The sequence below is a fragment of the Variovorax sp. P1_H12_2 genome, assembly GCF_056405335.1.
Map to the genome: position 1 here is coordinate 1 of NZ_JBFUCI010000231.1, position 9,992 is coordinate 9,992.

At 67.7% G+C, this 9,992-nt stretch carries 13 protein-coding genes; 6 read left to right on the plus strand and 7 right to left on the minus strand.

Annotation, left to right across the window (positions count from 1 at the left end; translation table 11 throughout):
* Positions 1-39 precede the first annotated feature (39 nt).
* On the minus strand, positions 40-429 hold the full coding sequence (locus tag AC1D2K_RS21225) for a response regulator (RefSeq protein WP_478090807.1): 390 nt from the start codon (positions 427-429) through the stop codon (positions 40-42).
* A gap of 291 nt (positions 430-720) precedes the next feature.
* On the opposite strand from AC1D2K_RS21225, the gene AC1D2K_RS21230 reads away from it, so the two are divergent.
* Positions 721-927 carry a hypothetical protein gene (locus tag AC1D2K_RS21230; RefSeq protein WP_478090808.1) on the plus strand — a complete coding sequence of 69 codons (207 nt, stop codon included), beginning with the start codon at positions 721-723 and terminating at the stop codon, positions 925-927.
* A 48-nt stretch (positions 928-975) separates the two neighbouring features.
* Positions 976-2,976 carry an AsmA family protein gene (locus tag AC1D2K_RS21235; RefSeq protein WP_478090819.1) on the plus strand — a complete coding sequence of 667 codons (2,001 nt, stop codon included), beginning with the start codon at positions 976-978 and terminating at the stop codon, positions 2,974-2,976.
* On the opposite strand, the gene AC1D2K_RS21240 is transcribed toward AC1D2K_RS21235, so the two are convergent.
* The 3 genes from AC1D2K_RS21240 to gpmA all read right to left on the minus strand — a co-directional run bounded on the left by AC1D2K_RS21240 (position 2,973) and on the right by gpmA (position 6,063).
* Positions 2,973-3,728, minus strand: a complete 756-nt coding sequence (locus AC1D2K_RS21240) for a HesA/MoeB/ThiF family protein (RefSeq protein ID WP_478090809.1) — start codon at positions 3,726-3,728, stop codon at positions 2,973-2,975. The two genes, AC1D2K_RS21235 and AC1D2K_RS21240, sit on opposite strands and share 4 nt — an antisense overlap.
* A gap of 49 nt (positions 3,729-3,777) precedes the next feature.
* Complete coding sequence (locus AC1D2K_RS21245) at positions 3,778-5,220, minus strand: S41 family peptidase (RefSeq protein WP_478090810.1); 1,443 nt, start codon at positions 5,218-5,220, stop codon at positions 3,778-3,780.
* Positions 5,221-5,319: 99 nt separating this feature from the next.
* Positions 5,320-6,063 carry a 2,3-diphosphoglycerate-dependent phosphoglycerate mutase gene (gene gpmA, locus AC1D2K_RS21250; RefSeq protein WP_478090811.1) on the minus strand — a complete coding sequence of 248 codons (744 nt, stop codon included), beginning with the start codon at positions 6,061-6,063 and terminating at the stop codon, positions 5,320-5,322.
* Between the two features lie 72 nt (positions 6,064-6,135).
* Here gpmA and AC1D2K_RS21255 point away from each other — a divergent pair, with 72 nt between their 5' ends.
* The 4 genes from AC1D2K_RS21255 to AC1D2K_RS21270 all read left to right on the plus strand — a co-directional run bounded on the left by AC1D2K_RS21255 (position 6,136) and on the right by AC1D2K_RS21270 (position 8,410).
* Positions 6,136-6,543 carry a rhodanese-like domain-containing protein gene (locus AC1D2K_RS21255; RefSeq protein WP_478090812.1) on the plus strand — a complete coding sequence of 136 codons (408 nt, stop codon included), beginning with the start codon at positions 6,136-6,138 and terminating at the stop codon, positions 6,541-6,543.
* A 20-nt stretch (positions 6,544-6,563) separates the two neighbouring features.
* On the plus strand, positions 6,564-6,824 hold the full coding sequence (grxC, locus tag AC1D2K_RS21260; RefSeq protein WP_478090813.1) for a glutaredoxin 3: 261 nt from the start codon (positions 6,564-6,566) through the stop codon (positions 6,822-6,824).
* Between the two features lie 96 nt (positions 6,825-6,920).
* The gene (gene secB, locus AC1D2K_RS21265; RefSeq protein ID WP_478090814.1) at positions 6,921-7,385 is read left to right on the plus strand and encodes a protein-export chaperone SecB; all 465 of its coding nucleotides are present in this window, start codon (positions 6,921-6,923) and stop codon (positions 7,383-7,385) included.
* Positions 7,386-7,408: 23 nt separating this feature from the next.
* Complete coding sequence (locus AC1D2K_RS21270; RefSeq protein ID WP_478090815.1) at positions 7,409-8,410, plus strand: NAD(P)H-dependent glycerol-3-phosphate dehydrogenase; 1,002 nt, start codon at positions 7,409-7,411, stop codon at positions 8,408-8,410.
* Between the two features lie 31 nt (positions 8,411-8,441).
* Here AC1D2K_RS21270 and AC1D2K_RS21275 read toward each other — a convergent pair whose 3' ends face one another.
* From AC1D2K_RS21275 to AC1D2K_RS21285, 3 genes are all read right to left on the minus strand, one after another.
* Entirely contained in the window at positions 8,442-8,840 is a 399-nt protein-coding gene (locus tag AC1D2K_RS21275) for a 6-pyruvoyl trahydropterin synthase family protein (protein WP_478090816.1), read from the minus strand.
* A 9-nt stretch (positions 8,841-8,849) separates the two neighbouring features.
* Positions 8,850-9,488 carry a 7-carboxy-7-deazaguanine synthase gene (gene queE, locus AC1D2K_RS21280; RefSeq protein ID WP_478090817.1) on the minus strand — a complete coding sequence of 213 codons (639 nt, stop codon included), beginning with the start codon at positions 9,486-9,488 and terminating at the stop codon, positions 8,850-8,852.
* 102 nt (positions 9,489-9,590) lie between these two features.
* Positions 9,591-9,992 (minus strand): segregation and condensation protein A (locus AC1D2K_RS21285; RefSeq protein ID WP_478090818.1); only part of this gene is annotated, 402 nt, incomplete at its 5' end.

Genomic DNA, 9,992 nt, shown 5'->3' on the forward strand with positions numbered 1-9,992 from the left:
TGCCCGCACTTCGTGTCGGGCAACCTGGGGGCGAGCAACTCATGCAGTGCGGGCGGCGGCCTGCGCGATGCAGAAGTCGATCAGGCCGTCGATCTCGTTCGACTTGTCGAACACCGCATCGACGCCGAACTGGGCGCAGCGTTTGCGGATGTCGGGGGTGGCGTAGTTGCTGAGCACCACAACCTTCTGATTCGGCCGGCGCGCCAGACAGGTCTGCAGCACGCCAAGTCCGCTTCCCTGCTTCAGGAACAGATCGACGATGGCCAGTTCCCACTCGTCGGCATGATCGACGAGCCATTGGCTGGCCTCCGCCTCGGTCTCGGCATAACCGATGGCCGCGATGCACGTGAGCTCCTCCAAGGTACCGACGAGATTCTCTCGGATCGTGACGTTGTCTTCGACGATGTAGGTTTTCAATCTTGGGTCCATGAGAACCGCTGCCCCTGGTGCGCCCTTCGGAGCCAGGCTTACCCCTAGGGAAGCAGGCCTTCGCGATGCTAGTGAAGATCTGCCTGCATCATGAAGGCTTGCGCGATCGGACGCTGTAGGCTGGTTCTTACGACCGAGTACGAGACCCCCGTAGGCCGCGCCCCACAGCGATATCGGCCGGTGGCCGACTCCGTCGGGCGGACGGTTGTTCTAAGCTGTGGCACGGCTGCGGGGCACTCGCCCGCGCAGTTCTTTTTTCGGTGATTTGTCCGTCCATCCGCAAGGTGCAGCATGAACATCGTCTGGAGCTATGTCGCCGCATCGATCCTTGCCCTCGTCGCCGGATTCGTGATCGCGGGCGGCGAGCCGGCTGTGGCTGAACTGCGGCTGGCCGAGGCTGCCACGACCGCGGCTGCCGCCGGCGTGTCCGTCGTCTGCCTGCTCGCCAAGCCGGCCGGGAACGGGGTGTCGGCGCGCGCAGCCGCTCCGATCGAGTGAAGGGCGCGGGTGCAGACTGCGACCGCCGCAATCTCGTCGCGCCGCCGGATGGGGATCAAGCTCGGCGCCGTCGTGCTGAGCTTGCTCGCGGCGCTGTGGCTGGCGCTCAGCTTTTTCCCGTGGGACCAGTTGCGCGAGCCTCTCAATCGCTATGTCAGCGAGCGCACCGGGCGCAAGTTCGAGATCGTTCGGCGGCTCGACGTCGACCTGGGCTGGCGGGTTGCCACGGTCAGGCTCGACGGCATCGAGTTCGCCAATCCCCGCTGGGCGCGCGACCCCTACCTGGTCCGTGCCGAGCGGGCTGAATTCGACATCCGCTTCTGGCAGCTCCTGGCAGGCCGTATCGTGCTGCCGCGGCTGGCGTTGAGCTCGCCATCGCTCGGACTGCAGGTGGAGGAGGACGGCCGCCGCACCTGGGCCCTGGGCAAGGACGGTTCGGACGCCGGCACGGTGCCGAGCATCGGACGGATCGAGGTCGATGGCGGCACGATCGATTTCCGCGCGACCTCGCTCGACCTGGATCTGCATGCCGCGTTCAGCTTCGACAGCCGCCGCGGCGAGATGCCGTTGAGCTATGAGCTCGAGGGTCGCTACCGGAGCGAGCCGCTCACCGCCTCGGGTCGCACCGGCAACGTCTTGCAGCTCGATGCCGTGGGGCGGCCGCCATTTCCGATCGAGATCGATCTGAAGACCGGCCAGACCCGGCTCCAGGCGCGTGGCACGGTGGTCGCGCTGGCCGACCTCGACGGTCTCGACGCCGAGGTCGAGATGAGAGGCCAGAACCTGGGCCGCCTCTACCCGGTCCTGGGCATCGCACTGCCCCAGACCCCGCCCTACGTGTTGAGCGGCAACTTGCGCAAGAAGGCCTCTCTTTGGGAGGTGCGCGGCCTGAAGGGCCGACTGGGTCTCTCGGACATCCACGGGGACATGCAGTTCGACAAGTCACAGAAACGTCCTCACCTGAGCGGCACCCTGCGCTCGCGCGTGCTGGACATGGACGACCTCGGCCCGTTCATCGGTCTGCCGCCCACCGCGCGGTCGGCCAACGCGGTCGAAGGCGTGGCACCGCCGCCCGCGATCCTGCACGCCGGCAAGGGCAAGCCGGTCGACCCCGGACGCAAGGTGCTGCCGGACGCGACGCTGGACTTCGAGCGCCTTCAAGCCATGAATGCCGACGTCTCGTACACCGCGGATCGGATCCAGAACGTGCGCGAGCTGCCGATGGACAAGGGCAGCGTGCAGGTGGCACTCAAGGACGGCGTGCTGACGCTCGACCCGCTCGACCTCGGCGTGGCCAGCGGCAGGATCGCCGGGTCGATCCGCATCGACGCGACCCAGAACCCGGCCGACATCAGGGCGTCACTGGACATCCGCGCGATGCAGCTCAACCGGCTGATCCCCAAGATCGAGACCCTGAAGACGAGCTTCGGCAGGCTCGATGGGCGGATCAATTTGTCCGGCCGCGGCAACTCGATGGCGCATTGGCTGGCCGGCGCCTCGGGCGATGTCGCGGCCATCACGGGGCGCGGCCAGTTCAGCAACCTGCTGCTGGAATTCCTCGGGCTCGACGGCGGCGAGATCATCAAGTTCATGCTCGAGGGCGATCGCGCCGTCGAACTCCGCTGTGGCGCCATGGCCTTCGATGTCGACAAGGGCGTGATGAACGGTCGCAGCCTGGTCCTCGACACGTCCGACACGGTGTTCCACGGCAGCGGCTACATCAACCTGGCCAGCGAAAGCATCGATCTCGTGGTGAAGCCGCAGCCCAAGGACAAGAGCATCCTGGCCGCGCGCTCGCCGCTGCGGATGCATGGCAGCTTCGCGGCGCCGAAGGCGGGTGTCCAGGTCGGTCCGCTGGCGGCGCGCGGTGCCGCGGCGATCGCACTGGCCGCGATCAATCCCCTGCTGGCGTTGGCCGCGACCGTGGAAACGGGGCCGGGAAAGGACGCGGACTGCACGCAGGTGCTGGCCGAGGCGAAGAAGCCGTCCTCGCGCGCTGCAGCGGCCGGCGCGGCCAGAGCCAGGCAGCGTCCGTCCGGCGGAGGCTAGGGCGGGCGGTGCCCGCACACGCCGCAGGCCGGATCGCGCGCGACACCGAGCGTGTCAAACGCGCTGCGGCGGCCATCGAACATCAGCAGGCGGCCGGCCAGCGAGGGCTCGATCCCGGCGAGCAGCTTCAGGGCTTCACTGGCCTGCAGGGTGCCGATGGTGCCGACCACCGGTGCGAAGACGCCGAGCACGGCGCAGCGCGTTTCCTCGAATTCGGCCTCCGGCGGAAAGAGGCAGGCGTAGCAGGGCGAGGCCGCATCGCGTGTGTCGTAGACGCTCAGCTGGCCGTCGAAGCGGATCGCCGCACCCGCCACCAGGGGCCTGGCATGGGCGACGCAGGCGCGGTTCACCGAATGGCGCGTCGCGAAGTTGTCGCTGCAGTCGAGCACCACGTCGGCGGTCGACACCAGCCTGTCGAGCAATTCGTCGTCGGCCCGCAGGCGGTGAGTCTCGATGGTGATGTCCGGGTTGATCGCCTGCATCGCGGCGGCCGCGGACTCGACCTTGGGCATGCCGACGCGCGCCGTGGTGTGGGCGATCTGGCGTTGGAGATTRGTGAGGTCGAGGTCGTCGTCATCGACCAGCGTGATGCGGCCGACGCCGGCCGCGGCCAGGTAGAGCAGGGCGGGCGAGCCGAGCCCGCCGGCGCCGATCACGAGCGCGTGCGCGGCACTCACGCGCGCCTGTCCGTCGATGCCGAATTCCTCCAGCAGGATGTGGCGCGAGTAGCGCAGCAGGTCCTGGTCTTCCATGCGCCGCGCCTGTCGCCGGGGCGTGGCTCCCGCGGGAGCCGCCCGGGGATCAGTTGTCCTTTTTCTCTTCCTTGTTGTCGATGATGACCTGCGTCTTGCTCACGAGCACCGGCTGGCCCTTCAGGCTCTTGACGGCCTGCGCCAGAGCGAAGTCGTCGGTCGCGCCGAATTCGGGCACCTTGCGGTCCTGCGGCGGCTTCTTGGCTTCTTCCTCGAGGCGCTTGCGGGCTTCGTCGCGGGCCTTCTCGCGCTCGGGGTCCTTGCTTTCGGGGCCCTGGCCGCTGGCCAGGTGCTTCTCGAGGTCGGCCTCGCGCATGCGCAGCGCGGCGAAGGGGCTGCCCTCGGCGCTTTCGTCGACCAGCACGTTGGGCACGATGCCCTTGGCCTGGATCGACGTGCCGCTGGGCGTGTAGTAGCGCGCGGTCGTGATCTTGAGGCCGGTGTCGGGGCCGAGCGGGCGCACGGTCTGCACCGAGCCCTTGCCGAAGGTCTGGCTGCCCATGATGGTGGCGCGCTTGTGATCCTGCAGGGCGCCGGCGACGATTTCGCTGGCCGAGGCCGAGCCTTCGTTGACGAGCACCACCAGCGGCACGGTCTTGAGCCCCGCCGGGAGGTTGCGCAGCGGATCGCTGCCGGCACGGCGCTGGTAGAACTCGGGCGCGGCCTTGTAGATCGACTTGCTCTCGGCCAGCTGGCCGTCGGTCGACACCACCGTGACGTTCTCGGGCAGGAAGGCCGCCGAGATCGCCACCGCGGCGTCGAGCAGGCCGCCCGGATCGTTGCGCAGGTCGAGCACCAGGCCCTTGAGGTTGGGGTCCTGCTTGTAGATCTCTTCGACCTTCTTGACGAAGTCGTCGACGGTGCGCTCCTGGAACTGCGACAGGCGGATCCAGGCGTAGCCGGGCTCCATGACCTTGCCGCGGACCGACTGCGTGCGGATTTCCTCGCGCGTGATCGTGACCGGGAAGGTGCGGTTCTCGTCCTTGCGGAAGATCGTCAACAGCACCTTGGTGTTGGCCTCGCCGCGCATGCGCTTGACGGCCTCGTTGAGCGACAGGCCGCGCACGGCCGTGTCGTCGATCTTGGTGATCAGGTCGTTCGGCTTGAGGCCGGCGCGAAACGCCGGCGAACCCTCGATCGGCGACACCACCTTGATCAGCCCGTCTTCCTGGGAGATCTCGATGCCGACGCCGACGAAGCGGCCGGTGGTGCCTTCGCGGAATTCCTTGAAGGACTTCTTGTCGAAGTACTGCGAGTGCGGATCGAGCCCGGCAACCATGCCCGAGATCGCATCGGAAATCAGCTTCTTTTCGTCGACCGGCTCGACGTAATCGCTCTTGACCATGCCGAAAACCGCAGCCAGCTGCTGCAGTTCCTCGAGGGGCAGGGGGGCCAAGGAGCCTCGTGCGACGGTCTGCAACGAGACGGTGGTCAGTACGCCGGCGAAGGCGCCTGCGGCGACCCAGCCGGTGATCTTCATTTTCTGGCCCATGTAATAGTGTCCTTGTCGCCTGTCAAACCAATATACACAGCTTGGAAGCAAGTTGTCTGCCGGGGTTCCGCGACCCTTTGAACAAATTAAGAATTTTTGTTACGCCTTGCCTTGCGCGGCGACTGCGGCTAGGGCCTTCTCGGCCGCGTCGGCGTCACCGAGATAGTAGTGGCGCAGCGGCTTGAGCTCGTCGTCGAGTTCGTAGACCAGCGGGATTCCATTGGGAATGTTCAGGCTCACGATGGCGTCGTCGGAAATGCCGTCGAGGTACTTCACCAGCGCGCGGATCGAATTGCCGTGCGCCGCCACTACCAGCCGGCGGCCGGCGCGGATCGCGGGTGCCATCGATTCGTTCCAGAACGGCAGCACGCGGGCCACGGTGTCCTTCAGGCATTCGGTCAAAGGCACCTGCTCGGGCGCCAGCTTGGCGTAGCGGACGTCGCCGCGCTCGCTGCGCGGGTCGTTCGGCTCCAGCGGCGGCGGCGGCGTGCCGTAGCTGCGGCGCCAGACCAGTACCTGCTCGTCGCCGTATTTCCTGGCGGTTTCGGCCTTGTTCAGGCCCTGCAGGCCCCCATAGTGGCGTTCGTTGAGGCGCCAGGAGTGGACCACCGGCAGCCAGGTGCGGTCGAGTTCGTCGAGCGTGTGCCAGAGCGTGCGGGTGGCGCGCTTGAGCACGCTGGTGTAGGCGACGTCGAAGTCGTAGCCTTCGGCCTTCAGCAGCCGGCCGGCCAGCTTGGCTTGCTCGACGCCGGTCGGCGTCAGGTCGACATCGGTCCAGCCGGTGAAGCGGTTTTCGAGATTCCAGGTCGATTCGCCGTGGCGGATCAGTACCAGTTTGTGCATGGGAGAGGCCTTTGGGAACGCGTGCGGAAAGCCGACATTCTAAAATCCGGGGTTTGCCACTCAAGGAACACCGTGAAATTCATTGTCGACAACTGGATGCTGATCCTGATTGCGCTCAGCTCGGGCGGCATGCTGGCCTGGCCGATGGTGCGCGGCGCGAACACCGGCTCGCTCACGGCCCAGGGCGCGGTGCAGTTGATCAACCGCGAGCGCGCGGTGGTGGTCGATGTGCGCGAGCCGGAAGAATTCGCGACCGGCCATGTCACGGGTGCCAAGAACGTGCCGCTCAACCAGCTCGAGCAGAAACTGCCGACCGCGGTCAAGAACAAGTCGTTGCCATTGTTGCTGGTCTGTGCGAGCGGGTCGCGCGCTCAGCGTGCCGTGGCCACGGCCAAGAAGCTCGGGTATGAGCAAGCCCAAGCGGTTGCGGGCGGACTCAAGTCGTGGAAAGACGCTAATCTGCCGCTTGAAAAGGCCTGAAACTCCACGAAATAGTCCCGATGCAAGCCGTCAAGATGTACACCACCGCCGTCTGCCCCTACTGCATTCGCGCGAAGCAAATCCTCAAGTCCAAGGGTGTCGAGCAGATCGAGGAGATCCGCATCGACAGCGATCCCCAGGCACGAGCCACGATGATGGACCTCACGCGCCGGCGCACCGTGCCGCAGATCTTCATCGGCGAGACCCATGTCGGCGGCTGCGACGACCTGGTCGCGCTCGATGGGCGCGGCGGCCTGATGCCGTTGCTGCAGGGCGCCTGAGCCCCCGTCCGGCGGGCGATAATCACCGGTTACTTCCAGCAGCCCGCTCCGGGAGACCCCGGGCGGGCATCGTTTTGATTCTCGAAAGTTAGAGCCATGGCCGACCAGCAAGCACAAGATCCCGTTTTCCAGATCCAGCGCGTCTACCTGAAAGACCTGTCGCTGGAGCAACCCAATTCGCCGGCCATCCTGCTCGAGCAGGAACAGCCCACCGTGGACATCCAGCTCGGCGTCGACGCCCAGCCCGTGACCGACGGCATCTTCGAGATCACCGTGTCGGCCACCGTGCAGACCAAGATCAACGACAAGACCGTGTTCCTGGTCGAGGCCAAGCAGGCCGGCATCTTCGAGATCCGCAACCTGCCCGAAGACCAGATGGGCCCGATCCTCGGCATCGCCTGCCCGCAGATCGTCTACCCCTACCTGCGCGGCAACGTGGCCGACGTGATCCAGCGCGGCGGCTTCCCGCCGGTGCACCTGGCCGAGATCAACTTCCAGGCGATGTTCGAGCAGCAGCAGGCCCAGGCCGCCGGCCAGGCTTCGCCGATCGTCACGCAGTAATCGCCGCCCAGCGCCTGCCGCCGATGAAGATCTGCGTGCTCGGCGCCGGCGCCTGGGGCACGGCGCTGGCGATCAATGCCTCCGGCCGGCACGCGGTCACGCTCTGGGCGCGCGACGCCGAGCAGGTCCGCGCGATGTCGCAGGCGCGCGAGAACGCGCGCTACCTGCCTGGCTTTGCCTTCCCTCCCTCGCTGACCCTCCAGGCCGGCGCGGCGCTGTCGGCATTGGCAGGCGCCGACCTGGCGATCGTGGCGACGCCGATGGCGGCGCTGCGCGGCCAGCTCGGCCAGCTGCGCGATGCGACCTGCCCGGTGGCCTGGCTCTCGAAGGGCGTCGAGCCGGCCGAGGCCGGCTCCGGCGAGCTCGGCCTGCTGGCCCACGAGATCCAGGCCCGGGTGGCGCCCGGGCTGCTGGCCGGCGTGCTCAGCGGCCCGAGCTTCGCGCAGGAGGTGGCGCAGGCCCGGCCCACCGCGCTGGTGGCCGCCAGTCCGCATGCCCGCGTGCGCGAGGCGCTGGTCGAGGCCTTCCACGGCCCGGCGCTGCGGGTCTATGCCAATGACGACATCGTCGGCGTCGAGGTCGGAGGTGCGGTCAAGAACGTGCTCGCGATCGCCACCGGACTGGCCGACGGCCTCGACCTCGGGCTCAATGCTCGGGCCGCACTGATCACGCGCGGCCTGGCCGAAATGACCCGCTTCGGCGTCGCTCTCGGCGCCCGGGCCGACACCTTCATGGGGCTGTCCGGCCTCGGCGACCTGGTGCTCACGGCCACCGGCGACCTGTCGCGCAACCGCAAGGTCGGATTGCTGCTGGCGCAAGGCCGGTCGCTGTCGCAGGCGGTGGATTCGCTCGGGCACGTGGCAGAGGGCGTCTACTGCGCGAGGGCGGTGGTGCAGCGTGCGCGCCATATGGGCGTCGAGATGCCGATTTCCGACAGCGTGGTGGCCGTGCTGGACGGCCGCGTACAGGCTGCGCAGGCCGTTTCGGATTTGATGGGGCGGGAGCCGGGCGTCGAGTCGGCCTGAACCGCCGGCTTCGTCGAGCCGGCCTTGGCGCTCAAGCGCGCGGCGCCAGCTCCAGCACGCATTCGTCGCCCAGTGCCTCGCGCCAGACCCGCACGCGCGAGGGCGCCGGCTGCATGTCGGCGAGGGCGTCGGCGATGAACACGCAGAGGTTTTCCAGCGTCGGCGCTCCCAGTCCGGGCACTTCGTCGAGCAGGTGGTGGTCGAGCCGTTCGCGCAGTGCGTCCAGTCGCCGGCGCAGTAGGCCGAGGTCGACGACCATGCCGGTCCGGGCATCGCGCGGGCCGCTGACCGCGACTTCCGCGCGGTAGGTGTGGCCGTGGATGCGGCGGCTGGCTTCGGTCTCGATGGCGCGCTCGAGCGTGTGGGCGGCGTCGAAGAAGAAGCGCTGGCTGACGGTGAATCGTCGAGGGTTCATCGCGAGGGTCGTCATGTTCAGAGATCAGCGGATGCCGGTCAGCTTGTGAGTCTGCAGGCTCAGGCGCCAGCCGGGGCGGCGCATGCAGGTGTCGATACACAGCGCGATGTGGTCGGCCTGCGCCGGGCCGTCCATCGGCTGCAGGAAGCGGTGTGCGAAGTGGCCGCCGGCCTGCAGCGCGTCGAGGTCCAGGCCGGGCTGCGGCCATACCACCTTGAGCTCCTGGCCCGAGCGCTGCAGCCAGGGCGCGCCCGCCTTCGGGCTGATGCAAAGCCAGTCGATGCCCTCGGGTGCCGCCACGGTGCCGTTGCTTTCCACCGCGATGCGGAAGCTGCGCGCATGCAGTGCGGCGATCAGTGCGGCATCGACCTGCAGCAGCGGCTCGCCGCCGGTCAGCACGACCAGCCGATGCGCGGTGTCATCGGCCGGCCATTGCGCGGCGATGGTGTCGGCCAGCGACTCGGCGCTCGCGAACTTGCCGCCCAGCGTGCCGTCGGTGCCGACGAAATCGGTGTCGCAGAAGCGGCAGACGGCGCCGGCGCGATCGCTCTCGCGGCCGCTCCACAGGTTGCAGCCGGCAAAGCGGCAGAACACGGCCGGCATGCCGGCCTGGCCGCCTTCGCCTTGCAGGGTGTAGAAGATTTCCTTGACGCTGTAGCTCATCGGGTTCAGGTGTCGATTTCGAGGTTGTCGATCAGCCGTGCTGCCGAGCCGGGAACTTCATCGGCGTCCGGTTGCTCCGCGCGACGGCGGGACGCGTGGGGCTCAGGCCGGCGTGTACGCCAGCCGCACGTAGATAGGTGCGAAGGCTTCGGCCTGCGTGATGTCGATCAGGGTTTCCTTGGCCAGCTCGAGCATCGCGATGAAGGTGACGATCAGCACCGGCGTGCCGCGCGTGACGTCGAACAGCTTCTCGAACTCAACGAACTGCCGCCCCTGCAGGTGCCGCAGCACGATGCTCATGTGCTCGCGCACGCTGAGCTCCTCGCGCGAGATCTTGTGGTGCTGCACGAGCTTGGCGCGCTTCAGGATGTCGGCCCAGGCGTCGCGCAGGTCGACGACGTTCATGTCCGGGAAGCGCGGCTTGAGAGACTGCTCGATGTAGACCTGCGCCTTCCAGAAGTCGCGTCCGGCGTGCGGCATGGCGCTCAGCGAGGCGGCCTGCAG

Coding starts and splice junctions, on each gene's coding strand:
- AC1D2K_RS21270 (WP_478090815.1), top strand. CDS start 7,409: ATGAAGATCTGCGTGCTCGGCGCCGGCGCCTGGGGCACGGCGCTGGCG.
- AC1D2K_RS21235 (WP_478090819.1), top strand. CDS start 976: ATGGGGATCAAGCTCGGCGCCGTCGTGCTGAGCTTGCTCGCGGCGCTG.
- gpmA (WP_478090811.1), bottom strand. CDS start 6,063: ATGCACAAACTGGTACTGATCCGCCACGGCGAATCGACCTGGAATCTC.
- queE (WP_478090817.1), bottom strand. CDS start 9,488: ATGAGCTACAGCGTCAAGGAAATCTTCTACACCCTGCAAGGCGAAGGC.
- AC1D2K_RS21275 (WP_478090816.1), bottom strand. CDS start 8,840: ATGACGACCCTCGCGATGAACCCTCGACGATTCACCGTCAGCCAGCGC.
- AC1D2K_RS21230 (WP_478090808.1), top strand. CDS start 721: ATGAACATCGTCTGGAGCTATGTCGCCGCATCGATCCTTGCCCTCGTC.
- AC1D2K_RS21225 (WP_478090807.1), bottom strand. CDS start 429: ATGGACCCAAGATTGAAAACCTACATCGTCGAAGACAACGTCACGATC.
- grxC (WP_478090813.1), top strand. CDS start 6,564: ATGCAAGCCGTCAAGATGTACACCACCGCCGTCTGCCCCTACTGCATT.
- AC1D2K_RS21245 (WP_478090810.1), bottom strand. CDS start 5,220: ATGGGCCAGAAAATGAAGATCACCGGCTGGGTCGCCGCAGGCGCCTTC.
- secB (WP_478090814.1), top strand. CDS start 6,921: ATGGCCGACCAGCAAGCACAAGATCCCGTTTTCCAGATCCAGCGCGTC.